This is a genomic window from Bacillus sp. EB106-04-04-XG123, assembly GCF_058791855.1.
This window is the reverse complement of sequence record NZ_JBYTDZ010000002.1, coordinates 72546-98140: the sequence shown is the minus strand read 5'-3', so window position 1 is coordinate 98140 and position 25595 is coordinate 72546. Positions and strand designations below refer to the sequence as shown.

At 40.6% G+C, this 25595-nt stretch carries 26 protein-coding genes; 9 read left to right on the top strand and 17 right to left on the bottom strand.

Translation table 11 applies throughout. The features are described 5' to 3' along the window. The first annotated feature begins 49 nt into the window (after nt 1-49). A complete protein-coding gene (locus AC3WTB_RS05950; protein ID WP_047203313.1) occupies nt 50-1276 on the top strand; it encodes an EAL and HDOD domain-containing protein in 1227 nt (408 codons plus the stop codon). Nucleotides 1277-1311: 35 nt separating this feature from the next. Here AC3WTB_RS05950 and AC3WTB_RS05945 read toward each other — a convergent pair whose 3' ends face one another. Further along, nucleotides 1312-1668 carry a YuzC family spore coat inner layer protein gene (locus AC3WTB_RS05945; protein ID WP_410559623.1) on the bottom strand — a complete coding sequence of 119 codons (357 nt, stop codon included), beginning with the start codon at nt 1666-1668 and terminating at the stop codon, nt 1312-1314. Between the two features lie 505 nt (nt 1669-2173). Here AC3WTB_RS05945 and degQ point away from each other — a divergent pair. The 6 genes from degQ (at nt 2174) to AC3WTB_RS05915 (ending at nt 7049) form a co-directional block, all read left to right on the top strand. Next, complete coding sequence (gene degQ / locus AC3WTB_RS05940; RefSeq protein ID WP_003213123.1) at nt 2174-2314, top strand: degradation enzyme regulation protein DegQ; 141 nt, start codon at nt 2174-2176, stop codon at nt 2312-2314. 151 nt (nt 2315-2465) lie between these two features. Beyond that, entirely contained in the window at nt 2466-3380 is a 915-nt protein-coding gene (locus tag AC3WTB_RS05935) for a polyprenyl synthetase family protein (protein ID WP_260774697.1), read from the top strand. After that, complete coding sequence (gene comX, locus AC3WTB_RS05930; protein WP_181286101.1) at nt 3377-3547, top strand: competence pheromone ComX; 171 nt, start codon at nt 3377-3379, stop codon at nt 3545-3547. Before AC3WTB_RS05935 ends, comX begins: the two co-directional genes overlap by 4 nt. Nucleotides 3548-3601: 54 nt before the next feature. Then, nucleotides 3602-5914, top strand: coding sequence for an ATP-binding protein (locus AC3WTB_RS05925; RefSeq protein ID WP_341084363.1), 2313 nt, complete (start codon nt 3602-3604; stop codon nt 5912-5914). 80 nt (nt 5915-5994) lie between these two features. Then, a complete protein-coding gene (gene comA / locus AC3WTB_RS05920; RefSeq protein ID WP_024423322.1) occupies nt 5995-6636 on the top strand; it encodes a two-component system response regulator ComA in 642 nt (213 codons plus the stop codon). A 23-nt stretch (nt 6637-6659) separates the two neighbouring features. Then, a complete protein-coding gene (locus AC3WTB_RS05915; protein ID WP_039181120.1) occupies nt 6660-7049 on the top strand; it encodes a hotdog fold thioesterase in 390 nt (129 codons plus the stop codon). 93 nt (nt 7050-7142) lie between these two features. Here AC3WTB_RS05915 and mnhG read toward each other — a convergent pair whose 3' ends face one another. Genes mnhG through AC3WTB_RS05880 form a run of 7 tightly spaced genes read right to left on the bottom strand, consistent with a single transcriptional unit; the run spans nt 7143 to nt 12913 of the window. Then, nucleotides 7143-7517 carry a monovalent cation/H(+) antiporter subunit G gene (gene mnhG / locus AC3WTB_RS05910; RefSeq protein ID WP_024423320.1) on the bottom strand — a complete coding sequence of 125 codons (375 nt, stop codon included), beginning with the start codon at nt 7515-7517 and terminating at the stop codon, nt 7143-7145. Then, nucleotides 7501-7782, bottom strand: coding sequence for a Na(+)/H(+) antiporter subunit F1 (locus tag AC3WTB_RS05905; RefSeq protein ID WP_039181117.1), 282 nt, complete (start codon nt 7780-7782; stop codon nt 7501-7503). The genes mnhG and AC3WTB_RS05905 overlap by 17 nt, the downstream gene beginning before the upstream one ends. After that, nucleotides 7782-8261 (bottom strand): Na+/H+ antiporter subunit E, encoded by a 480-nt coding sequence (locus AC3WTB_RS05900; RefSeq protein ID WP_059375889.1) that lies wholly within the window; start codon nt 8259-8261, stop codon nt 7782-7784. The genes AC3WTB_RS05905 and AC3WTB_RS05900 overlap by 1 nt, the downstream gene beginning before the upstream one ends. A gap of 6 nt (nt 8262-8267) precedes the next feature. Further along, nucleotides 8268-9746: a Na+/H+ antiporter subunit D gene (locus AC3WTB_RS05895; protein ID WP_024425940.1), complete on the bottom strand. Its 1479-nt coding sequence runs from the start codon at nt 9744-9746 to the stop codon at nt 8268-8270. Further along, nucleotides 9739-10080 carry a Na(+)/H(+) antiporter subunit C gene (locus AC3WTB_RS05890; protein ID WP_024423316.1) on the bottom strand — a complete coding sequence of 114 codons (342 nt, stop codon included), beginning with the start codon at nt 10078-10080 and terminating at the stop codon, nt 9739-9741. Before AC3WTB_RS05890 ends, AC3WTB_RS05895 begins: the two co-directional genes overlap by 8 nt. Next, nucleotides 10080-10511 (bottom strand): Na(+)/H(+) antiporter subunit B, encoded by a 432-nt coding sequence (locus tag AC3WTB_RS05885; protein WP_039181111.1) that lies wholly within the window; start codon nt 10509-10511, stop codon nt 10080-10082. The genes AC3WTB_RS05890 and AC3WTB_RS05885 overlap by 1 nt, the downstream gene beginning before the upstream one ends. Beyond that, nucleotides 10508-12913, bottom strand: coding sequence for a Na+/H+ antiporter subunit A (locus tag AC3WTB_RS05880; RefSeq protein ID WP_492333459.1), 2406 nt, complete (start codon nt 12911-12913; stop codon nt 10508-10510). Before AC3WTB_RS05880 ends, AC3WTB_RS05885 begins: the two co-directional genes overlap by 4 nt. A gap of 219 nt (nt 12914-13132) precedes the next feature. On the opposite strand from AC3WTB_RS05880, the gene AC3WTB_RS05875 reads away from it, so the two are divergent. Further along, entirely contained in the window at nt 13133-13342 is a 210-nt protein-coding gene (locus tag AC3WTB_RS05875; RefSeq protein ID WP_024423313.1) for a hypothetical protein, read from the top strand. A 75-nt stretch (nt 13343-13417) separates the two neighbouring features. Here AC3WTB_RS05875 and maeN read toward each other — a convergent pair whose 3' ends face one another. The 7 genes from maeN to malK all read right to left on the bottom strand — a co-directional run bounded on the left by maeN (nt 13418) and on the right by malK (nt 22398). Beyond that, nucleotides 13418-14755: a sodium/malate symporter MaeN gene (gene maeN / locus AC3WTB_RS05870; RefSeq protein ID WP_047203307.1), complete on the bottom strand. Its 1338-nt coding sequence runs from the start codon at nt 14753-14755 to the stop codon at nt 13418-13420. A 176-nt stretch (nt 14756-14931) separates the two neighbouring features. Beyond that, nucleotides 14932-15891 (bottom strand): ABC transporter permease, encoded by a 960-nt coding sequence (locus AC3WTB_RS05865; RefSeq protein WP_024423311.1) that lies wholly within the window; start codon nt 15889-15891, stop codon nt 14932-14934. Further along, complete coding sequence (locus tag AC3WTB_RS05860; RefSeq protein WP_064498102.1) at nt 15892-16938, bottom strand: ABC transporter permease; 1047 nt, start codon at nt 16936-16938, stop codon at nt 15892-15894. Continuing rightward, nucleotides 16931-18466, bottom strand: coding sequence for an ABC transporter ATP-binding protein (locus AC3WTB_RS05855; RefSeq protein WP_492333458.1), 1536 nt, complete (start codon nt 18464-18466; stop codon nt 16931-16933). Before AC3WTB_RS05855 ends, AC3WTB_RS05860 begins: the two co-directional genes overlap by 8 nt. Before the next feature lie 159 nt (nt 18467-18625). Then, nucleotides 18626-19708, bottom strand: a complete 1083-nt coding sequence (locus AC3WTB_RS05850; protein WP_039181096.1) for a BMP family lipoprotein — start codon at nt 19706-19708, stop codon at nt 18626-18628. Nucleotides 19709-20099: 391 nt separating this feature from the next. After that, a complete protein-coding gene (locus AC3WTB_RS05845) occupies nt 20100-20807 on the bottom strand; it encodes a response regulator (protein ID WP_024423307.1) in 708 nt (235 codons plus the stop codon). Continuing rightward, entirely contained in the window at nt 20800-22398 is a 1599-nt protein-coding gene (malK, locus tag AC3WTB_RS05840) for a malate sensor histidine kinase MalK (protein ID WP_330545490.1), read from the bottom strand. Before malK ends, AC3WTB_RS05845 begins: the two co-directional genes overlap by 8 nt. Before the next feature lie 185 nt (nt 22399-22583). On the opposite strand from malK, the gene AC3WTB_RS05835 reads away from it, so the two are divergent. Next, nucleotides 22584-23141, top strand: coding sequence for a YufK family protein (locus AC3WTB_RS05835; RefSeq protein ID WP_039181089.1), 558 nt, complete (start codon nt 22584-22586; stop codon nt 23139-23141). Nucleotides 23142-23185: 44 nt separating this feature from the next. On the opposite strand, the gene AC3WTB_RS05830 is transcribed toward AC3WTB_RS05835, so the two are convergent. Next, complete coding sequence (locus AC3WTB_RS05830) at nt 23186-23596, bottom strand: thiol-disulfide oxidoreductase DCC family protein (protein ID WP_268474728.1); 411 nt, start codon at nt 23594-23596, stop codon at nt 23186-23188. Between the two features lie 18 nt (nt 23597-23614). Then, nucleotides 23615-25516 carry a transglycosylase domain-containing protein gene (locus AC3WTB_RS05825; RefSeq protein WP_492333457.1) on the bottom strand — a complete coding sequence of 634 codons (1902 nt, stop codon included), beginning with the start codon at nt 25514-25516 and terminating at the stop codon, nt 23615-23617. Between the last annotated feature and the right edge of the window lie 79 nt (nt 25517-25595).

Genomic DNA, 25595 nt, shown 5'->3' with positions numbered 1-25595 from the left:
TACTGAAAGCACATCTTGTTTGTCATGGCATAAAGGAGGATTGGAGCAGTTGAGGGTGTTTGTTGCGAGACAGCCTATTTTTAACAGAAAAGAACAAGTCGTATCATATGAGCTGCTTTATAGAGATAGTGAAACCAATACATATAGCGCTGAAGACGGTGATCAAGCGACAACGGACCTCATTATTAACAGTTTTCTAAATATCGGCATCGAAACACTGACAGAAGGAAAACGATGCTACATTAATTTCACCGAAAGCTTGCTTTCATCTGATCTGCTCACCTATTTTGATCCGCATCAGCTTGTGATCGAGATATTAGAAAATGTACCGATTACCCCGGCACTTATTATGAGATGTAAGCAGTTAAAAAAATGGGGATATACGATTGCACTTGATGATTTCTTTCTAAACGGAACACATTATAGTGACAAGCTGCTTGAGGAACTCCTCTATTGCATTGATATTTTAAAAATTGACTTTCTGAAAACGACAACGCAAGAACGAAGAGCTATTCTGAATACGTATAAAAAGTATCGCCTTCGATTTCTAGCAGAAAAAGTAGAAACGAGAAGAGAATATGAAGAAGCGCTAGAAGCGGGCTTCCACCTGTTTCAAGGGTATTTCTTTAGTGAGCCGCATGTGATATCAGGACGAGCATTATCGACCAGCTTCCATGCGTACCATCAGCTTTTAAATGAGTTAAGCAAGGACCAGCCGAATATCCAGACCGTGACTCATTTTATTGAAAGTGACCTTTCGCTATCATATCAATTATTAAAAATGCTGAATTCAGGCGGCATGAGACGTCTATATCAAATTAAGAGTATCCGGCAGGCGATTATCCTACTTGGATTTAATGAAATTCGGCGCTGGATCTTTATCCTTTCATTTAAAGAACTGAATGTCCAAGCTAACTCAAGCCAAAAAGAAATTATCAAAATGTCATTCATTCGTGCCAAAACGTGTGAACTGATTGCCTATCGGACTGAGCGGGAGCACCCTGCCTCTTATATGCTGACAGGCATGTTTTCTCTCATTGATACACTAGTCAGGGCAGATATCACAGAACTTGTGAAGGAGCTGCCGCTTTCTGATGAAGTTGGCGAGGCACTGCTTGGCTATGAAAATGATTATTCTTTTGTGCTAGGTGTGGCCAAACGTATTGAACGAAATGAATGGGATGATGAAATGTTCGATGGAAATCTCCCGAAACAGGAAGCCTATGGCTGTTATATAGAAGCCATTGAATGGTGCCATAAAATGTTTGAATCTTAAGAAAAGCCGCTCGCGTGAGAGCGGCTTTTTCTTTGTCATGCCCACTGTAAAAGAAGGAAAAGTCTGCTGGAGGCAAGAGACAAGTAGATTCGAATGCCTTCTGGACTAAAGCGGATATCAATACCGCTTTTCACCCCGATTTGCTTCAGCATTCGGATGACACTTGTCGAATCAGAGCGCTCAGCAGCCTCCATGATGCGCTGCGCAAACGGAAGGGAGCTGGAAATTTGCTGCGTGATGAGTGAAGCATCAGCAACGAGACGGGCTGATTCCTTTGCAGCTCGTTGAAATGAGTGGGCATCAACTGGAGGAAAAGTCATTGGCGTGCGCGGCGGGTATGCGCTGCTCATTGCGGGAACCTGCAAAGCAGGATAAGGTACATAGTAAAACACATGGTCACCTCTTCTCTCATTGGCGTGAAATTGGACGGATATCTGTTCTAAATGTATGTAGAAAATCAGAATAAAGAATCAAAATGATCTTTCTATCTTTGTAATTCCAGCATAAAAATAGGTACTTTTGCGGTCAATTTCGGTGAATGTCGCCAAAAAATTGCGGTGTCCACAATAGCGTCTGTCGTCTGACCTATGACACGCAAAACCGAAGATATAGAGGGGATCGTACGTTCTGTTAGGAGAGAAGTGTGACGAATGATGCCTATTTCTGTCGCAAAAATGACGCAATTCCCTTGAAATTGAGATAAAAGTATGATTTGAAAAGTCAGAAAATGATGAAAAAAGACCTATTGAATTTTGCGGTATCGCGCACACGTTTTGTGCATACTTTTCGGTGAAAAAATACTCAATTACATTTACACTGTTAGTAACAGATCAAATACTTATGACCCAATCACCATACACAAATACATTGATCTTCCAAAAAAGGAGAGTGGAATCGATGGAAAAGTATGAAATCGAAGAACTTAAACAATTATTATGGAAACTTGAAAACGAAATCAGAGAAACAACGGCTTCTCTTCATAACATTAACAAAAGCATTGATCAATACGACAAATATGAATATGTGAAAATTTCTTAAAGACTTGATAATCATCAAGTCTTTTTTTTATCCAAATACATACAAAAAAAGGATATATTATTATATAATTGTTAAATAGCGATGTCAGTGGACATTTGCTCATGTCTTTTTAGTAAAATAAAAGGCGAAAGGGTGAGGTACAAGATCGAGTATGCTAAACTATCTAGAGAATACAAAAATCAAGCAGAATATGTCTGATTTTATTCAACATGCAGTCAGGCAGAATGATTTACAAAAGCTGCTTCTGAAATTTACAGATAGAAAAAAAGAATTTCCTCTTGGTCAACTGGCTTACCAGCATTATGAGGCATTTGGCGGACAAGACAAGCAAGCGATTACAAAACTGGCAGCGGGGATTGAACTTCTCATTTTATCTGCCGATATATTAGATGATATTGAAGATCAGGACAATGACTCGTATCCTTGGATGAACGTCGACCAAGGAGTGGCCATCAATGCATCTACGTATTTGTATACGGTGAGTATCCAATTCATCACATCTATATGTGAAAATAATTCTCAACTAATAGAGAAATTGTTCCATTTCATCAAAATGTCAATGGAAGGGCAGCACGAGGATTTGCGTCATTTGCATGGAACAGAAGAAGAGTGTGTAGAGGTTTTAAGGAAAAAATCAGGATCTTTAACAGCTCTTTCTAGCGTACTGGGTGTTTATTTAGCGACAGGAAAAATAAACGCCACTGTGGAATCTTATTCGATATATTATGGTGTTGCTGAACAGATCAGTAACGATTTTTTTGCGTTATTTTCAAAATCAAACGGAGATTTTCAAAAAAAACAAACGCTGGCATTCAGTTATTTAAAAAGACGTTTTAACGATGCCAGTCAAGAGCTTCTTTCCTTCTTTTCTAATCGGCTGGATGAGTCTGAGCAAAAGCCGTTTCAACTGAAGCAGAAGTTACTTGAAGCTGGTTTGACTCAGTACATGGTATCGATGAGAGAGATTATGCTGTTAAAAATGAAGCGAGGAATGGAACAACTTGATTTACCTGGGAAGAAGAAGGAACAATTATGTGCATTTATGACAAAGGAGGGCAATGGTTGAACATTCAAAATGTTATTGCATATTTAGTGAAAAATCCTGGTGTTGTGAATGAATTGGACTTAGGGAATGCAAGTTTAATTCACACAGATGAGCAAACCATGAAAGTAATTATTCAAGGCATTAAAAAAGGGCAAATGTCTGCAGATTATATATGGTACTATAAATGATACTATTCATTTAAAAAATGATTTAAAAGTTCTCCAGTTAAGGATGTTTTATACATGAAGATAACTTATACGAAACTATCTGCTTTTTTGGTTTTTCTGTCTTTTTTATTTGTGATCTATGTTTCATATATTTATGTATTTGATATTTTTAATGGAGCACGTGTAGCGGAGAACAAGAACGGTCAAGCAGAAGTTGTCAAAGTTGAATATCTTTCTTTAGCCTACACATCAGGATTAGAAGAAGGAGATATTATACTTAAAATCAATGGGGAACCTGCTAACAACAAAGATCATTTGATCAATGGTGAGCTTAGGAATGTGCAAAGAATTGATATTCAAAGAGGCAACCAAATGATCACTCTAAAAAATAAGACATTGATTGGTCAAGAAAGTTTATTTGTCTATTTAATTCCTCTTATCCTGTATTCAATTTGTTTATTTTGTATCTTCTTTATCATTCGAATTAACAAAGAGGCCCAACGAAAATCGGCATTCCTTTTAATTTTATTTTTATTAACGATTTGTATCGGATATCTTAGTGCAGGTACTTCAGGTATTGGTGATAGATTTAGCCATTATGTCATCACATTTTGTTTATCAAGTGTATTTATCTTTTATATTCATTTCATTTATCAATATTTCAAAGAGTTTGACCTGCATTTAACGACTCAAAAAACGATTCGCTTTTTATATAGCCTTCCTATAATTAATCTAGTAATAGAGTTAATTGTTCCAATTGATTCGGTGATAGCCAGATACATGCCAAGTTTAAATCTTTTATTCTTTTTCGCTTCTATTATCATGTCATTCAAAGTGATTATCAATGGAATGCGGAAATATAAAGAGACAGAGCAGGGGTCTGTTTTAAAGTTTTTTGTCATGATAAATATCATAGCATTTTGTCCATTTATCTTTTTATTTGCAATTCCATATGTTTTGTTTCGTATTTATGTCGTAGATCCCTTTTTCTTAACTTCTTTTGTCTTGCTCATTCCTTTTTCACTCGTGTATCAATTCATGACGAACAAACTTTACAATATGGATTTTTTGATTAGTAGACTGAAATACTATGGATTTCTTGCCATTACACCGACCATTTTTGTTGTTGTCACGTTTTATATTCTGCAAAAACCAGAAGATTTGAAGTACACACTGAAGCTCGCAATAATTACCTATACACTCATGCTGGCTGTTTTCTATTTCAAAGAAATTCTAGATTTCCGTTTTCGTCTGAAGCGTTTTTCAGAGAAGCATAATTACCAGGACAGCGTGTTTAAATTCACGCAGCTTATTCGTGAGGCATCATCACTTCATCAAGTGCTGTATCATTTGAAATACACCATTTTAGAAGTGCTTGTTGTGAATAAAGCCTTTGTGCTTGAGGTGAAGGCTGACGGACAAATTATTGAAATTGATGAATCAACAAATGATAGTAAGCTATGGAAAGAATACGTGGATCAATTTCAAGATATTTTAGGTGAAGTTGGTAAAATCATCGAGCTTGATAAAGGGTTTATGATGAAAATTGGCGAGCGGGGCGGTCACTCGTTTATGATTTGCTGCTTATCCAATATACAGACACCGAAATTGACACGCGATGAGATTTCTTGGTTGAAAACATTGGCATTTTACACCAGTGTCAGTTTAGAAAATGTCGTCAAAATCGAAGAGTTGATGGAGCATCTTGACGATTTGAAACAGCGTGAGGCCAATCCTGCGTGGCTGAAGAAAATCATGTTTGCTATGGAAGAGAAGCAGCGTTCAGATTTAGCGAGAGATCTTCATGATTCCGTACTCCAGGACTTGATATCACTAAAAAGGCAGTCGGAGATGTTTTTAACGAATTTCCAAAGCAATCAATGCCCGACATCTATTGAAAATTCGCTTATCTCATGGAACGATCAAATGTCTAAAGTGATTCAAACGACGAGAGAAACATGTCATGAGCTTCGGCCTCAGCTGCTGTATGATTTAGGTTTAGTAAAGGCGATATCGAAGCTAACTTCTCAAATTCAGGAGGAAGCACCGTTTCATATTAGGCTGAATACGACACGCTTTGATAAAGAATTGGACATTGATATTGATTCACAGCTGAATATTTACCGCATTGTTCAGGAACTGTTATCTAATGCCCTGAAGCACTCTAAGGCCACTCAAGTGTTAGTTATGCTAATTTGTATTAAAGATCAGGTTGTTCTTCACTATGAGGATGATGGAGTCGGTTTTGATGCAAGTCATCTTGATCAGCACACAATGAGCATGGGGCTTTCGGGAATTAGAGAACGAGTGAAAGCATTAAATGGAAAGCTTCAAATTCACACAGCCCCGGGGAAAGGGCTCAAGGTGAAAATTGAAATGGAATTGTAACCATTTATTAAGGATTAAGACTTGGCATCAGCCAAGTCTTTTATATAAAATGGAAGTGAGTGATTTAAAGGGAGGAAGACATGAAGAAGATATTGGTCATTGATGATCATCCGGCTGTCATGGAAGGGACAAAAAGCATATTAGAATCAGACCAGCAGCTATCAGTCGATTGTTTAAGTCCTGATGCAGAAGCCGCCTTTTTAAAGACGCATGACTTTTCCATCTATGATGTGATTTTAATGGATTTAAATCTCGGGGATATCAATGGAATGGACATAGCGAAACAAATTTTAGAAACCAACCATCAAGTGAAAATTATCATTTATACAGGGTATGAAGTAGATGATTATTTTGAAGAGGCTATTCGGGCTGGATTACACGGTGCAATTAGTAAAACAGAGACGAAAGACAAAATTATTGAATACATACACCGGACATTGCAAGGAGAAGTTGTCATTCAGCTGTCCTATTTAAAGAAATTAATTTCACAGCAGCAAGAAAAGCCAGAACAGGCGCAGCAGACTGACCACGATCTCTTAACGGAACGGGAGTGTTTGATCCTTAGAGAAGTGGAAAAAGGATACACGAACCAGGAGATTGCCGATGTGCTTCATTTGAGCAAACGGTCAATTGAGTACAGTTTGACATCCATCTTTAATAAGCTGAATGTTGGATCTCGTACAGAAGCGGTGTTAATTGCCAAGTCTGAAAGTGTGCTGTAAACGTGTGAAGGGAGAGGGCCTTAATGAATGTGAGCGGATCAAATACACTGCTTGAGGCACTAGGCATTGAAATAGTAGAGTGCAATGAATCACGATGCGTTGCAACAATGCCAGTCGATCACAGAACAAAACAGCCATTTGGACTGCTGCACGGAGGAGCATCTGCTGCTCTAGCAGAAACAGTGGCGAGCATGGGGGCTGCGGCTCATTTAGACTTAACGCAGCAAGTTTGCTCAGGTATTGAAATCAATGCCAATCATTTAAAATCTGTACGCGATGGAGTTGTGACAGCGACAGCTGTTCCTGTGCATGTAGGACGGCGTACAATGGTATTTCAAATCGATATAAAAGATGATCGAGACCGGCACATCTGTACGTCAAGATGCACACTTGCTGTCATTGATCGCATATAAAAAAGCTCCCGGTGCAGCGGAAGCTTTTTTTATATGCACGTTGAGCGATAAAAAAAGAATGGCCTAACATGTCAGGCCATTTTTTTTCGCTGTTTATAAATAAGAATCTTCTTTCCGCTTAATCACAAAGTTACGGAAACCGCCATAATCATCTTGGACACTGCGTTTGTCGAGCTTAACACCAGTATTGTAGGCGGCTCTTCCGATTAAGTGTGCGCCGACTGGTGCTGTCAGGAAGATGAATACGATGCCGAGAAGGATTTTTGCAGAAATAACGCCTGCAAGAAACCATTCATGAAAAAACACACCTACTAAAATCAGAACAACGCCAAGTGTCGATGCTTTTGATGCAGCATGCATACGTGTGTAAACATCCGGCAGGCGAAGGACACCAATGGCTGAAATCAAACAGAGGATAGCGCCTAGCAGGATAAAGAAAATGACGATGGCTTTAGCGATGACGATCATTTTCAATCACTTCCCCTTTCTCAAGGAATTTGGAAAAAGCGACAGTACCGATAAAGGCAAGGATACCGAGCAGTAAAATAATCTCAAAGAATGCAGTGGTTTTCAGTAAAATTGAAACGATGGCTGTCATCCCAATTAAATTGATTCCTATCGCATCAAGCGCACTCACACGATCAGGAATAGACGGACCTTTGATCACTCGTATCACAAAAAGCAAGGTAGACAGCGCAAGAATGCCAAGTGAAATTTGCAAAATGAGTTCCATTACTTACCGCTCACCTCCTGAATCGCTTTTTCAAATGAAACCCGGATATCGTGAATGGCTTTTTCAGCATCTTCAATATCCATCGCATGAATGTATAAAATGGAACGATCGTCGGAAATATCAATCACTAGTGTACCTGGTGTCAATGTAATCATATTAGCCAGTATGGTGATTTCCCAATCTGTTTTCAAATCCGTACGAAAGGCGAAAATACCGGGCTTAATCTTGAGCTTTGGAGATAATACGGTCTTTAATACACTTAAATTGGCAAGAAGCAGCTCGCGAATAAAAATGATGATAAGCTTGAAAATCGCATAAAGGGCATAGCCGTAAAAACGCTGCGGGAAAAATCGACGCAGCATAAAAATGGCGATCATCCCTAATGCAAACCCTGATACAAAGTCTGCGGCTCTGTATGTATCATTCATAAACATCCATGTAAAGGCGAGGAGAGCGTTTAGTAATATTTGAAAGGCCATGTTCATCTACTCCTTCAGCACAGCTTGAATATATTTTTCTGGTGTAGAGAGCATTTCCGCTGCTTGATTGATATAAGGGGCAATGAACTCTGTCCCTAACCCAATGGCGAGCGATAAGACGACAAGCAGTACGCCAGGGTACACCATTCCTTTAATTGACGGCTTTCTTCTTCGCATATCCTGTTCCTCGCCCCAAAATGCGGACATGAAAATCTTCATAATAGAGTAGAGGACAAGAAGACTTGACAGTAAGACCAGGATAGAAAACGTCATGTGTCCAGCAGAAAATCCACCTTCCACAATTTTTAGTTTCCCAACAAAGCCGCTCAGCGGCGGAATTCCTGCAAGCGATAAAGCCGATATGAAAAACATCCATCCCAATAGAGGCTGGGATTGAATCAGTCCGCCCATTTTTTTCAGTTGGTTTGTGCCAGCGTATACAAAGAGGGCACCTGCCAGCATAAATAAAGCCCCTTTGATCACCATGTCGTGAATAAGATAATAAATGGCTCCTTGGAGTGATGCAGGTGTGTTGGCTGCAAATCCAAACAAAATGACCCCAACTGCTGTGACAATGTTATAAATCACGATCTTCTGCACATCAGAATAGGCGATCGAGCCAATCACACCGAATATCACCGTCAGTGCGGCAAGCCACGCCATGAGTGTATGGGTGAAGCCTGTATCATGTATAAAAATTAATGTAAAGACTCTGGCAATCGCATATAAGCCAACCTTTGTGAGCAAAGCCCCAAAAAGAGCTGAAATCGCTGCTGGCGGCGCATGATACGATCCTGGCAGCCAGAAATAAAGCGGGAAGATCCCAGCTTTTAAGCCGAATACAATGAGGAACAGGATGGAAATAACAGTGATTAACCCTGTTTGCCCTGATTCAGCTATTTTCACACTTAAATCAGCCATATTGAGCGTACCCGTCACTGCATATAAACAGGCAACTCCGACAATAAATAATGCCGACGAGATGATATTAAACACAATATATTTGAGTGATTCACGAAGCTGAGGCTTTGACCCGCCTAATACAATGAGCATATAAGATGCCATCAGCAGTAATTCAAAGAAGACAAACAGGTTGAATATATCTCCCGTTAAAAAGGCTCCGCTCACGCCAGCTAACAAAAACTGCACGCCAGAATAATAGAAGAGCCGCTCTCTTTCTTTCCCAATCGTTTGAAAGGAGAAGAGGACTGTCACAAGCCCGACAACGGAAGCGGTCAGCACAAGGAGTGCAGCAAATTGATCGGCCACAAGGGCAATCCCAAATGGCGCTTTCCAGCCGCCTAAATAAAGGGTTTGTATCCCATTTGTGAAAATCGTTTGAACCAAATATGCATTACATATAATGGCTGAGAGAGATGCCAAGACACTAAAAACTCTTGACAGCATGATGTTTTTATTCATAAAGATCAATAGTGTAGCAGCTAGTAATGGAATTAAAATAGGCAGGATCACGAGATTATTCATGCTGATCATTTCCTCTCATTTGATCCATGTCATCTGTTCGCAGCTCTTGGAAGGCTCGGAAGGCCATGACAAGTAATAAGGATGTCACACCAAAAGCAATGACAATGGCTGTTAAAATTAATGCTTGCGGCAATGGATCTACATAGGATGTGAGCCCCTCTTTTAGAACGGGAGGCGCTCCCTTTTTTAAGCCGCCCATTGTTAAAAGAAGCAAGTGGACGCCGTGACTCAAAACAGCAGTACCGACGATGACCCGCAGAAGGCTTTTTGACAGCATCAAATAGGTCGCCGCCATAAAAATAATTCCGACGATAATAGACATTAGAAATTCCATTATTCCTTCTCTCCAATCATTTGAATAATGGTCATGGTGACACCAACAACGACCAAATACACCCCGATATCAAACAGGACGGCTGTCGCTAGTTCTGTTTTTCCTAAAAACGGTAATTGGAAATAATCAAATGCATGTGATAGAAAAGGTGCACCGAATAGAAAGGATCCCATACCTGTCAGGATCGCAACGAGCAAACCGGCTCCAGCTACATAAATAAAGTCAAAAGGCAAAATGCGTCTTACTGTTTTCAGATCATAGGCTAAAAGCAGAAGAACGACAGCCGCAGAACTCATCAGGCCGCCGATGAATCCGCCGCCAGGATTGTTATGCCCCGCAAGAAATAGGTGAAGGGAGAAGAGCAAGATGATGAATGCTGTGATTTTTGTTGTGACTTGCAAAAGCATATCATTCGTATCAATCTTTCTCATCGCCGCACACCTCTCTTCCGTTTTGCTTGTGTTTTTAATAACCCATAAATACCAAGTGCCGCAATGGCGAGCACAGTAATTTCAAAAAGGGTATCAAAGCCCCTGAAATCGACAAGAATGACATTGACAATATTGTCACCGCCAGCAAGTTTGTAGCTGTTTTCAATAAAGTAAGTTGAGATGGTATCAAGTGACTGCTGACTTGTGGAAGCGAAAGCTAGACAAGTGACAACAACCCCAACACCTAATGAAATGATGAAATTGGTCATTTTGAATCTTCTCGTTTTTTGCTTTAAGCTCAGCTTCGGCAAATGATAGAAGCAAAGCAAAAACAGTGCGACAGAAATCGTTTCAATAATCAGCTGCGTCAGCGCAAGGTCAGGTGCTCTGAAAATCACGAAGAATAATGACAGCGTGTAGCCCATGACACCTAGAGCAATAATAGCTGTTAATCGTGAGCTTGCGAATACTGTTGCAATCGTCGCCGCCACCATCACAAGTGAAAGAATCACCTCATACGTGCCAATTGAGGCAGCCTGATCTGTTTGAAATGAAAAGGCCTGCTGATAAAACATCACGCCGCCAATGACGATAATCATGAACCCAAACACATAGACAAGATAGTCACGAAGAAAACCAGTCATATAACTGTTTGTCAGGCGGTATGACCCTTTTTCCAAACCGATAAGAGAGCGGTCGTATAAAGCGTTAAATGACCATTTTTCCTTAAAGATGTTGTACATTGGACGCCATTTTGAAAGCGTCAAGTAGCCGATTGTTCCGAGTACAACAACACCTATTGTCATATAGAGCTCTGGCTGGAAGCCATGCCATGCTTCAATCTTCACAGAAAAACGGCTTCCTGTTTCAATCGCTTCAGGAATGATCGCCGCAATTGCGGGTTCGATGACAGAATAGGCAAGAATATTAGGGAAAAAGAAGAAGGTGACCACAAGTGCAGCGAGAATGATTGGCGGAATGAGCATGCCGATCGGTGCTTCATGCGGTTTTTTCTCCAATTGGTCTATATTCAGACGGCCTCTAAAAGTTTTAAAGAGGAGCATCATACTATAAATGAACGTAAAGACACTAGCGAGCCAAGCAAGTGCTGGGATGATAGCACCCCATGTTGAAACGTCCGTAAAGCTGATGTCAGAAATTCGTATCATACTTGTGAAAAATAGCTCTTTACTTAAGAAACCGTTAAATGGCGGTAATCCGGCCATTGAAAATGTACCGATTAACGTAATTGTGAAGGTAATCGGCATGATCGTCATTAATCCGCCTAATTTTCGAATGTCACGAGTTCCTGTTTCATGATCGATAATACCAGCTGCCATAAAGAGACTTCCTTTAAACGTAGCATGGTTAATGAGGTGAAAAATAGCTGCAAGAATGGCTGCGCCAAAAAAGGCAGGATTGTTTTCATGAATCGCAGCTGAGCCGACGCCAAGCATGAGCATAATCATGCCGAGCTGACTCACCGTCGAATAGGCCAGAATGGCTTTCAAATCGTTTTGCCGGACGGCGTGGAATGATCCCCAGAATAATGTGACAAGTCCAACGATGGAAATGGTCCAGAACCATACCTCTGATATAGCAAAGATTGGACTGAAGCGGGCAACAAGATAAATACCGGCTTTCACCATCGTAGCAGAATGCAGATAACTGCTCACAGGGGTCGGTGCTTCCATTGCATCTGGCAGCCAGATATAGAATGGGAACTGCGCTGATTTCGTAAAGGCACCTAGTAAGATTAGGATCATGGCAGGGATAAAGTAAGGTGATGCCATAATGAACTGAAGCTGATTGACTGCTTCACGAATACTGAATGAATCAGTAATCAGGTAAATGAGGATGAAGCCACCAAGCATAGCTAATCCGCCAAAAACAGTAATAAGCAGTGATTTCGTTGCTCCATACCTAGAGCGCTCACGCTTATACCAATACCCAATTAAGAGGAAGGAAGAGATACTCGTTAACTCCCAAAACAAGTATAGAACCACCATGTTGTCAGAAAGAACGACACCCAGCATCGCGGTCATAAACATGAGCAAATACGTGTAGAAAGAGCCAAGCTGTTCTTTTTCCTTTGATAAGTAGAAAATACTGTACAGTACCACAAGTGCACCGATACCTGTAATTAATAAAGCAAATAACAGGCTGAGACCATCGACATACACAGTGAAATTCATCCCTAAAGATGGAATCCATTCAGCCTGTGAGAAAAGCGTTCGTCCATTCGAAGTGATATGTAACATTTGGATGAAATAGGTAAATAAAAGAATCGGCAAGATGAGAACAAACCATCCTGTATGTATACGCTTCACATATTTGTAAAGGAAAGGTACAACAAAAGCGAGTAAAAAAGGTGATAGGATGGCGAAGTGAATAAGCTGCAAGAAAATGAACCTCCTTTGATCAATATAAATTCACGTTCTAAAGAACTGGTAATTAAAATTATAGCGTAAATACAGCCATAGTGCATTGGTTTGAAACGATTTCAAGCAAACTGTATTTGTTTTAGGTTCTTTTGACCACAAAAATAATTTTATCAAAAATGACACTCATTGTATATTGTTTTGTTTTTCGTACATGCTTTTCTTAAAGGAGCTGATCAAATGAAACGAAAGATCGCCATCAGCTTAAGCCTATTCTGCACGATTTTAGGAGGAGCATTCTTGATTGACCGAAATGATCAAAAAAGGTGGCAGGCCGGGAGTGAATGGCCTCTGTTTTCTGAGCATCTTCTTCACATGAGCTATCAAGAAACCAAGCTGTATCCTTTTCAGCCCAGGGAATATTTACGAATTGTATTAGCTGATGAATAAGAGATCCTATAGGAGAAAAGAAATATAAAAAAGCATGAGCCCATGTGAGAGCTCATGCTTTTTATGTGTGGTAGTTTAACTAAACATTCTGAGTAAGATCGTTGCACAGATAACAGTTGCTGCTCCGCCAAGTCGTGTAGATACTTGTGCGAAAGGCATAAGACCCATTCTTCCAGAAGCTGAAAGAATGGCAACATCACCAGTACCGCCAAGTCCGCTGTGACAGCCAGTGACAATAGCAGATTCTACTGGATACATGTTCATTAGTTTTCCAACGAAGTAACCAGAACCAACCATTGCGAGTACAACAGCGATACATACGCATACGAATGGAATTGAGATGACAGTTGCTACATCATCAAGTGGAATGTATAGAATACCAAGACCAACCATTAGCGGCCATGTAAAACTTCTTGATACAAACTTGTAGAACTGCTGTGAGCCATTTTGAAGATGCTGAGGCATCACGTTTAAGTATTTGATTAAAGCAGCAAGAACAATCATTAAGATTGGACCTGGAATATGAACGAAGCTTTCTAACAAACCACCAAAGATGAAGGTTGTACAAGCAACGAGTACACCAGCACCCATTAAACCGAAATCAACTTTTGCATCCATATCCGGCTGCTCGAAAATTTCGTTTGCTTCTTTAGATTTCACAAGACGGCCATTCCCGTTCAGTTCAGGACGTTTCTCACCAAGCTTCTTCATTGCGCCAGCACAGATAATGGCAATGACGTTCCCAATGACAGCCGCAGGGATTAATTGAGAAATTAATGACTCTGCTGATACACCAAGAATTTGTGAATAAGCGATAGATAATGGCAAAATCCCTTCTCCAACACCACCGGCAATAATCGGTACAATAATAAAGAAGAATGAATGATGCGGTGTGTAACCAACTAAAAGGCCGACAAGGATACCAGCACTCACAGCTGCAATTGTACCTGCAACTAGAGGGACAAACATACGAATAAGGCCTTGTACTAAAACAGTTCGCTGCATGCCAAGAATACTTCCTACTACAAGAGCAGAAATATAGAAGTAAAGGAAGTTCGACGTTTTCATAAGAGACGTAACCGCTTCCAATGAGTTCGGATTTAGAACATTAAAAAAGACCAGGAACGATGGTACGAATAAAGAAAGAATCGCCGGTCCACCAATATCTTTTAAGATTGGAATACGTTGTCCTACATCTCCAAGGAAAATCCCCAAAATCATAATAACAGCGAAACCACCAAGCATATTTGCTGGAATTTTATTAAAATAAGCGGCAGTTAAAATAATCGCTGCAAGTACTAAATACACAGGTAGATCAATAACACCAATTTTCCAAGACATGATCTTACGGAAAACGCTTTTATTATTGTCAGAATCGTCTGTAATCGATTTCAATTGTTGTGCATTAGCCACATAAACACCCCCAAATGCTATTTGTCTCAATTGTAGAAGATTCTGTGACACTCATCTATTTATTAAACTAAAATAAGTGTAATAAAAGTAAAATAAACAGGAGTTTTTGAGTTTTTTATCATACAAAAATCCCCTGAAGATAGTTTGTCCTTCAGGGGATTGATCATACATCGTATTTATCGTTTTCCTTTTAAATAAGGTGTACCAAGTGCTTTCGGTGCATCGGCACGTCCGATGAAGCCAGTAAGTGCTAAAATGGTGAGCACATATGGTGCTATGAGCATATAAACATTCGGTATATCTTGGAACAGCGGCAGGAGAGAACCAATGATGCTTAAGCTTTGAGCAAATCCAAAGAATAAAGCAGCTCCCATTGCGCCAAATGGATGCCATTTACCGAATACAAGCGCAGCTAGTGCGATAAAGCCTTGTCCAGTAATGGTGGCATGGGAGAAATCAAGCGCGATCGTTGAGGCATAAACAGCCCCGCCCAGACCGCCAAACAGTCCACTAATGAAGACAGCGATATAACGCATCCGGTACACTTTGATTCCCATTGTATCTGCTGCCATTGGATGCTCTCCGACTGCACGAAGACGAAGACCAAATGGCATTTTAAATAAAACAAACCATGCAACAACCGCAAGGGCTAAAGCAAGTATGGACGTATAATAAACATCTTTAAAGAAAATATCACCAATGATCGGAATGTCACTTAAAAGGGGAATATCTCCTTTATAGAAAGGTTCTGTAATTTTATCAGTTTGTGCTTTTCCGTAAATCAGTTTTACGACAAACAGTGTAGCGCCAAGTGCCAGCATGTTAATGGCCACACCACTGACCGTTTGATCAGCTCGGAATGTAATGGTCGCAACTGCATGAATCAGTGAGAACAATCCGCCAACGGCCATTCCAACGAGAAGCCCAAGCCACGGGGTCAAGGCTCCAAACGTATCAGCAAAAAATAAGTTAAAGATAATACTGGAAAATGCTCCGACGACCATCAAACCTTCAAGACCGATATTGACAACACCTGATCTTTCTGAAAAGACGCCTCCAAGAGCGGTTAAAATAAGTGGTGCAGCATAAACAAGTGTAGCTGGGACGATGATTTCAAGTATTTGCAGAAATCCCACTTATTTTCCCCCCTTTTTCTTCATTTGTTGAATCACAAGACGAATAATATAGCTTGAGGCGACGAAAAGAATGATGATCGCAATGACAATATCAACAACCTCAGTCGGTACGCCTGATTCAAGCGGCATATTTAATGCACCGACCTTCAGTCCACCAAGCAATAATGCAGCAAGGACAACACCAACAGCCGTATTTCCACCTAATAAAGCGACAGCAATTCCATCAAAACCTACGCCTGTAAACGAGCCTTTAATAGAGGCATATTCAAATGTACCAAGGCCTTCCATAGCGCCTGCAAGACCTGCAAAAGCACCTGAAATGAGCATCGCATAAATGATATTGCGGCGAACGTTCATGCCAGCATACTGTGATGCCTGCTGATTCATTCCAACAGCCCGTAACTCAAACCCTTTAGAAGTTTTTTGAATAATGATCCACATCACGACCGCCGCAATAATGGCAACAAAAATACCGTTATGCATCCGGGAGAAATCAGTGATCTGCTCAAAAAATCCAGAGCGAAGCGAGGCAGTGGCATCGATTTTATCTGTTTTATCTTTATTATCTGTTAAGACATTTGAGATTAAATAGTTTGTGACATGAAGGGCAATGTAGTTCATCATGATGGTGACGATGACCTCATGCACATAAAAACGAGCTTTTAAAAATCCGGGAATAAAGCCCCATAGAGCACCTGCAGCAGCTGCGGTGATGAGTGCAAGCGGCAGATGAATATACATAGGTGCATGGACAGTTGTTCCAATCCATACAGCAGCTACCCAGCCAACAAGCATTTGACCTTCGACACCGATATTAAACAGGCCTGTCCGAAATGCAAAGGCAACAGCAAGACCTGATAAAATATAAGGTGTCACTTGCCTGATGGTTTCTCCCATATAATAGGTTTCACCGAAAACGCCATTCCAAAGGGCGCCATAGCCTTCGATGACACTATAACCGCTTGCCAGCATAATAATGGCCCCAACCAAAAGACCAAGTACAATGGCTATAAGCGGAATCAGCAGATTTGTTAAGCGATTAGACATTTGCTTTCTTCCCCACTTCCTGTTGCGTACTTCCAGCCATTAATAGGCCAAGCTCTTGCTCTGTTGTTTCTTTTGGATCAACAATGGCCACAATGCTGCCTTCGAAAATGACAGCGATCTTATCACTAACATTGATAATTTCATCAAGCTCAAAGGAGATGAGCAAAACAGCTTTGCCAGAGTCTCTTTGCTCAATGAGACGTTTATGAACAAATTCAATCGCACCAACATCAAGTCCTCGTGTCGGCTGAGCGGCGATTAATAAATCAGGATTACGGTCCACTTCACGGCCGATAATGGCTTTTTGCTGGTTACCGCCTGACAAGGCGCGCGCTTCTGTATATTCACTCGGTGTTCTGACGTCATACTCCGCAATGATTCGTTTTGCCTTTTGATAAATATTCTTCATATTCAATAAGCCGAATTTTGAATAAGGACGCTGATAATACGTTTGTAAGGAAATGTTTTCTCCAATTGAAAAATCGAGTACAAGTCCATGTTTATGACGGTCCTGAGGAATATGTCCAATCCCAGATTCGGTCACTTTACGAGGCGGGAGATTTTGAATGGCTTTCCCGTTTAGCATGATCGTGCCAGATTCTGATTTTTTTAGACCGGTAATGGCTTCAATTAATTCAGACTGGCCATTGCCGTCTACCCCAGCAATTCCAACAATTTCGCCAGCCTTTACTGAGAGGTTTAACTGTTTGACCGCTTCAATTCCTCTGGCGTCTTTTACTGTGAGGTCTTGAATTTGAAGAACTTCCTCAGCAGGAGAAGCAGCTTTTTTGTCTGTTTTAAATGACACTTCACGACCAACCATGAGGCTTGCAAGTTCGTCTTTATTTGTGTTTTCCACATCAAGTGTACGAATACCTTGACCTTTTCGGATAATGGTCACGCGATGACAGGCATCCATAATTTCTTTCAGCTTATGGGTGATTAAAATAATGGATTTGCCTTCATTGATTAAGTTTTTCATGATTTGTATGAGTTCTTTGATTTCTTGAGGTGTTAAAACGGCCGTTGGTTCGTCGAAGATCAAAATGTCAGCGCCGCGGTAAAGTGTTTTTAAGATTTCTGCACGCTGCTGCATACCGACAGAGATGTCAGATACTTTTGCGGCAGGATCTATTTTTAAACCATAGCGGTCAGAAAGCTCTTGTACTTGCTGTATGGCTTGCTCTTTGTCAATCTTTCCAAACTTCTTTGGCTCTTTACCTAAAATGATGTTTTCAGCGACAGTAAAGGTATCGACAAGCATAAAGTGCTGATGCACCATTCCGATGCCTAAATCACTAGCATCATTTGGACTAGAGATGGTCACGGGTTTTCCGTGTACCTTGATTTCACCTTTTTCAGGCTGGTACAGTCCGAAAAGCACGTTCATGAGCGTTGATTTTCCAGCGCCGTTTTCACCAAGCAGCGCATGAATTTCGCCCTTTTTTAGCTGCAGCGTAATGTTGTCGTTTGCTACAATGCCAGGGAATTCTTTGCGTATATTCAACATTTCAATGACATAATCCACAGGTTTAACCGCTCCTTTTTTAGGGTGCTGATGAAGATAAAAACTAGCAAAAGAAAAGCTGCAAAACGAGGCTGCAGCTTTTCTTTTACCACCTTTTACGAATAAAGAGGAGGTAAAGGAGAGGCAAGGGGATAAGGCGCGCTTATCCCGATGCTCAAATTAAGCTTTAAAATCTTTTAATTCATCACGTGTTGCAGGGATTTTGATTTCGCCCTTGATGATTTTTTGTTTCCATTCTTCCACTTTCTTTAATACATCTTTATCAAGGTTTTCCTTAGATGGAGAGATGTCAAGAGCGCCTTCTTTCAGACCGTATGTGATCACTTCGCCGCCAGGGAACTTACCATCTTTTGCTTTTGTTGTTAAGTCTTGTACCGCTGTGTCTACTTTCTTAACCATAGAAGTAAGGGTGACACTTTGTTTTGTTCCAGGTACTTTTCCTTCGTCATACTGGTCTTTATCTACACCGATGACCCAAACTTTACGGTTAGGATCTGCTTTTTTCAGGTTTTTCGCTTCTGTGAAGACACCAGTTCCAGTGCCGCCAGCAGCATGATAGATGATGTCGACGCCAGATTTGTACATGCTTTCAGCTGTTGCTTTACCGATGTCAGCCTTATCGAATGCACCAGCATATTTCACTTCAACTTTTGCTTTTGGGTTCGCTGCTTCAACACCTGCGCGGAAACCGACTTCGAATTTTCTGACTAATTCGGAATCAACGCCGCCGACAAAACCAATTTTGTTTGATTTTGTTGTAAGAGCAGCCGCAACACCCACAAGGAATGATCCTTCGTTTTCGTTAAACACGATGCTGGCCACGTTGTCTTTTTTCACGACTGCATCAACGATAGCAAAGTGGTTTTTCTTACGTTGATCCGCAATTTCAGATATAGCATCTTCCATTAAGAAACCAATTCCGTAAATCAGATCGAATTTCTCACGAGCAAGTGTGTTTAAGTTTGTTGTATAGTCAGCATCTGATTTAGATTGTAAGTAATCAAAGCCGTTTTTACCTTTTTTTAGATTGTTGTCTTTCCCAAAAGCTTGTAAACCTTCCCAAGCTGATTGGTTAAACGATTTGTCATCGACACCACCGACATCAGTTACCATTGCAACAGTGAATTGATCTTTATCTTTTTTGCTTTCACCGCTGTTTGAGCCAGAGTTGCCGCATGCTCCAAGGATGGTTCCTGCTGCTACGACTAAGGACAATGCTAGTCCAATTTTGCGCTTCTTCAAAACATAACCCCCTATAAAATTTAAAAGTTTCAGAAAAGTCTCGCGAAAAAAGACCGATCTATCTCTTCTCACCCTAAAGAGGGTATTTTATCCTGCTTTCTCATGAAACTTATGGAGGGCAGGAGAGAAGATGTAAGACATCAGACTTATATCTCGTTGAACTAATCAATCATAATTTATCATTTCCCATCGAATAAATAAATAGAAATTTGTTTTATTTTTAAAAAAATGTTAAATGGCTTTATTTGATGTCTTTTTATCTGCCGAAATATGATATAATGCCGCTTTTGTGATGTGCTCTATTACAGTAGAACCACTGATATCAAGGGGTTTGTTACATCGTATGCCATAAAAAAACATCTGGCCTTTCGTGAAGGTCAGATGTAACATTTTAAAGATATTGCTGAATCAAATTCATATTGCTCGTGTTCAGTTTATATTGGAAAACAGGACGTCCAATTGTCCCATAAGCCATTTCAACATCCACCACTTCGATGTCCTCAAGGAATTTCAAATATTTTCTAATGGAGACTTGAGAGATTTCTGTATGATTGGCTAGGTCTTCGGTCGTGAAAGCCTGCTGACCAAATGATTGAATGCTTGTCCATATGAGTTTGAGTGTGCTTTTGGTCAGGCCTTTTGGCAGGAGGACTTTTTCCGCCTCTGCTTTTTTATGAAAAAGCTTCGCATCTAAATCATTTTGCGAAATGCTGTTCATGGATTGATACAGGGCGTGTTTCCGTTTATACTCTGCCAGTGCTGATTGGAATCGTTCGAACTCAAAAGGTTTGATTAAATAATCAACCGCTCCGTTTCGCATCGTTTGCTGAACAACGTCCACTTCATTTGCAGCCGAAATGACAATGACATCAACGGCATGATTTTGCTGGCGAATTTCTGTTAGTAATGCCAGCCCATTTTGACCTGGCATATAAATATCGAGCAGTACGAGGTGAATGACTTCTGTTTTTAACACTTCAAGTGCTTGCTGAAAAGAGGTGGCAATCCCCTTTAACTCAAAGCCATCGATTTGGGTCAGGTAGCGTTTGTTCAGCTCCCCAACCATTGGATCATCTTCTACTATTAACACATTAATCATGTGAATCCTCCTTTTGTTTATACGGAATGCGGAGACTAAAGGTCGTTCCTTCTCCTTTTTCACTCGTGACAATCATATGTCCATTCAATTTCTTGATGCTTTGGTCAACGAAGTAGAGTCCGAAACCTCGGTCTTCTCCTTTAGTTGAAAAGCCTTGATCAAACATGATGTCTTGTTCTTCTTTTGTGAGACCAACACCTGTGTCCGTGATTTCAATGTGAAGCTGCTCCTGAACGTATCTGAAGGAGATCGAGATGTTTTTCGTCTCAGTATGTGAAACCGCATCGAGTGCATTATTTAACAGGTTGCCAATCACGGTAATGAGGTCATGCGTCACTGCCGGGTCCTCCGTATTTGGCACTTGTGTGCTGCAAATAACCTCCAAGGAAGCGCCTTGTTCCCTGATATAGCTTTGTTTTCCTAGTAAAAATCCTGCTAAAACAGAGTTTTTCACATGGTTGATGATTTCATTTGTTTCCGTTTGCTGATAAATGGCAATATCTTTGATGTAGGTACCAAGGTCATCGTAGTTTTTGAGCTGGACCAAACCTAAAATGACATGAAGCTTGTTCATAAATTCATGTGACTGGGCACGGAGGGCATTCGCATACATTTTGACCCCGCTAAGCTGCTCAGCCAGGTGTTTGACTTCTGTTTTGTCACGGAAGGTGGCGATGGCCCCGACAATCTCATCATTTACTGTAATTGGTACTTCATTAAAAACGAGCTCCAGTCCATTCATTCTCACGTCACGATCAAGCAGCGGCTTGCGTGTTTCAATGACCTGTTTTAAGCCGCTTGAAGGGAGGAGAGTTTGAACATCTTGTTCTCTAGGGTCAACCATAATGCCCATATTATGAAAGAGTCGTTTTGCCTCTGCATTGGCCAGCTTGATTTTACCGCGCTGATCGACGGCAAGAATCCCTTCTTTTGTTGATTCTAGCATGGCACTTCGTTCTTTTAGCAATGTGGCAATCTCATCCGGCTCAAGTCCAAACATAATCTTCTTCACTTTTCTTGCCACAATGAGTGCCCCGATGATGCCAGATAGGAGGCTGAGTGATGTGACGAAGTAGAGTGGAAGTAAGCTTTGATGAATAATCAAGTCAATTTCCTTTAACGTAATCCCTACGGCTACAGCCCCGAGCTGCTTACCATTTTGATCATAAACAGGAACAAAAGCACGCATGGATCTGCCGAGTGTTCCAGAAGCCGTACTAATATGTTCTTTTCCCTGTAATGCTGCTTTTTCATCACCGCCGGCAAACCGTTTCCCAATCTTATGCGGATTCGGGTGTGTTTTGCGGATACCTTTCATATCCATGACGACAACGAATTCGGTTTTGGTGATTTGCTGAACATTTGTTGTATATTTTCGTAATGCTGAATATGAATGATCTTCTAATGATTGTGCTGTGATCGGTGCCTCTGCGACCATTTTGGCAGTAGACAGAGCAATGTCACGCTCCTGCTGATGAATGTTCTTGGCTGTTTCCGACCATATCGTAAAGAATGTGATACAAAGGGAGATCAGGACAACGATACACACAAAGATCGTCAGCCGTGTTTGCAGTCTTAAAGTTTTTTTCACGAGTATACCCCTAACGCACGATTTTTTCGTAACAGTAATACTTTAACGGGAAAATGTAAGTTTGTGAAGGAATGTACGTGCAAAATCATAAATTTGATTTTGCTGTCAGTTTACTTTGAAAGCATCTTGTCAATCCGTTTTAAGTGAGCCATAATAAATGTGAGCTTATGAGAAAGGAACTATTTATGAAAAATACATATTTGACTGGATATTTTCCGCTGATTTCAATCTTACTATTCAGCTCTGCTTTTTCGATTTTTACAGTAGGTATCACAACTGATTTCTTGACTCAAGCAGGTATTTTAAAAGGAATGCTGGAATTTTTCTCAGAACAGGGCATCCGTCTTGCTCTTTTTGCCGCTTTTGCACTTGTTTATTTTATGATCTTATCTGCCTTAAAACTGATTGCAGATACGGTATTAGAGCTGGCGTTACTCTTTTTCGCTAAGGACCCTGAAGGGGAGAACTTAAAGAAAATTCGGATTGCATCCGTTGTTTATTTATTTGCCAGCTTGCTTGCATTTCTGTTGACGCAGCAGCTCATTCTGCTAGTCGGACTTTTTGCATTAGCAAGTCTTGTCTATTTTATCTGGGTTGTGGTTCGCATTTATCAATCGCTTAATATGCTGAATTTGATTGGGTTTATGATGTTTATTCTGCTGTTTTGGGCGACGTTTTTGATCGGTATTTTGTACTTATTTATTAAGCTTTATAACAGTGTGATGGCAAGTCTGCCTTCGTAAGCAGACAAAGAAAGCATCCTCCTATCATTGGAGGATGCTTTTTTTTATGAAAGAAACCGCTTTTGAATATCGGGTGTAGGCATCATACAAGATGTTTTTTGACCAAACCATTTGTAGCGATTTTTTGCAATCAGCTCATAAAACCAATCACGGATTGGTCGCGGTATGGCAAGGAGTAAAAAGCTCCATCTGTAGATCCCTTTTAAATGCCGCGCGGCTTTTAAGATGCCTGTTGACTTCGTATAAAGGGTTCCTTTTTCAATATAAATGAATGAATTGAACTCTTCTAAAGGCAAACCGTTTTCCTTTAAAATACGCTGTCCTGTATCTGATTGTAATGAAGCAAACATCATCCGTTCTTTCGGATCGCGCTTAATCACAAATTGAACAGCGCCGCTGCACACGTTGCAGACACCGTCAAATAAAATTAAATGGGATGGATGTGTTGAATGCATCGCAATCAAACCTCCTGTTTATCTGGCGTATTGCATCGTATTTTTCCAAATACGTAAGTGCGGGCTTGAACGATAAATCGATTCAACCGTTCCTCTATCTCTTCCGACCCAGACACCCATTGTGTACTGATCTGTCAGTCCCACAAACCAAATATCTTTGTAGTCATTGGATGTCCCTGTTTTACCACCGATATAAGGGGCATTGAAATTCGCTTTTTTCCCTGTTCCACTTTTTACAACGGAGGAAAGCAGCTTACGCATCGTTTCATTTGTCCGCTGAGAATATACTTGCTTTGGCGACTCTTTCCACTTGTAAAGGGTCTTGCCGTTTAAGTCTGTCACTTTTGTGATCGAATGACTTTGTGTGTAGGCTCCTTGGTTGCCAAAAACGGTGTACGCATCTGTTATTTCTAGCGGTGAGAAGCCTTTCGTAAATCCGCCAAGTGCAGAAGGAAGGCGGTAATCATCTGCTACGATATGCTCGAATGAGAACTTCTCTAAATAGCTGAAGCCTTTTTTGACACCTACTGTATCCAGCATTCGGATCGCAGGGGTATTGTAAGAATTTTTAAAGGCTGTTTCAAGTGTGACTGTTCCATACGTTTTATGATTATAGTTCTGCGGGCAGTATCCGCTGCTGCAAAACTTGCCAGCACTGATGGTGCTTGAAGCTGTTGCGCCGGTTTGATCAATATAAGGCGCATAGTCTAAAAGCGGCTTAATCGCAGAACCAGGCTGTCTTTGCGCTTGATAAGCATAGTTAAAATCAAATTTCTTATAATTTTTCCCGCCAGCAAGTGCAACAATTTGATGCGTTTCATGATTAATGACGGCTGATCCACCTTCGACCCCTTGGTAAGGCAATTGAGCATTGAGCTGATAGACAGCTCTTTGCTGTAAGGAAGGGTCAAGCGCCGTATAAATCTTCACGCCATCCTGGAGCAGAGCACTGACCTTTTCAGATAATTCTTTTTGAATGGCCTTTTTTGTTTCAGCCGTTTTGGCCTTCTTCAATCGTTTTGTAAAGCCCTCCTGATCAGACACAAGATCGGTAAACTCTTCATTGGCATATGTCACATAGTCAGGATAAAGGTTTTTCTTTTCACTTAAGGATAGGCTGATTTTTTCTTTAACGGCTTTTTTGTATTGCTTTTTGGTGATGACGCCATCTTTCTTCAAAATACCAAGCAGCCGTTCTTGGCGTTTCTTTGTGTGCTTGAACTGTTTTAATGGGTCATACAGTGTTGGGTTGTTTGGAATAGCAGAGATAAATGCCATTTGTGCGAGTGTTAAAGAACTAAGCGGCTTATCAAAATAGTAATTAGCCGCAGAACCGACACCGTAAACACCATTACTGAAATAAATCGTATTTAAATAGCTTTCGAGAATTTCATCTTTCGAGAATTTCCGCTCAAGTTCATAGGAATAGAGCAGCTCTGTAAACTTTCGGCTGAACGAACGTTCATGGCTTAAATATAAGTTGCGGGACAGCTGCTGTGTGATTGTACTCGCACCTTGGCTGATGCCATGGTTTTTGACGTTTGCAGCAAGGGCACGAACCACCCCCATAAAGTCAATTCCTTTATGGTCATAAAAGTTGCGGTCCTCTGAACGAAGGAACAGCTCCTTCACAGGTTCAGGGATTTTATCGTATTTCACAAACACTCGGTTCTCATCGTTTGAGACGATCTCGGAGATGAGAGAACCATCCCGGTCATACATATAACTGTTTTGGGAAAAATCTATCTTTTCCAGCTTGATTTTTTGATCAAGCACTTCGTTAACAGGCTTTACACTTGCAGCTTCTTCCTTTGATAGATAAAAAGTCAGAGCAAATAATGGGATGAGGGCAGCAAGTAATAACCAACCAATGATTGCACGAAACATGAGGTCACTCACTTTCTTCAATTTTCTAGCCATATCGTACCATTCTTTTGCGAATACGAGAAGGTTATTTTTAGAAAAGAATGGGCGTGAAGTCTAGTGAATAAGGCTTTTC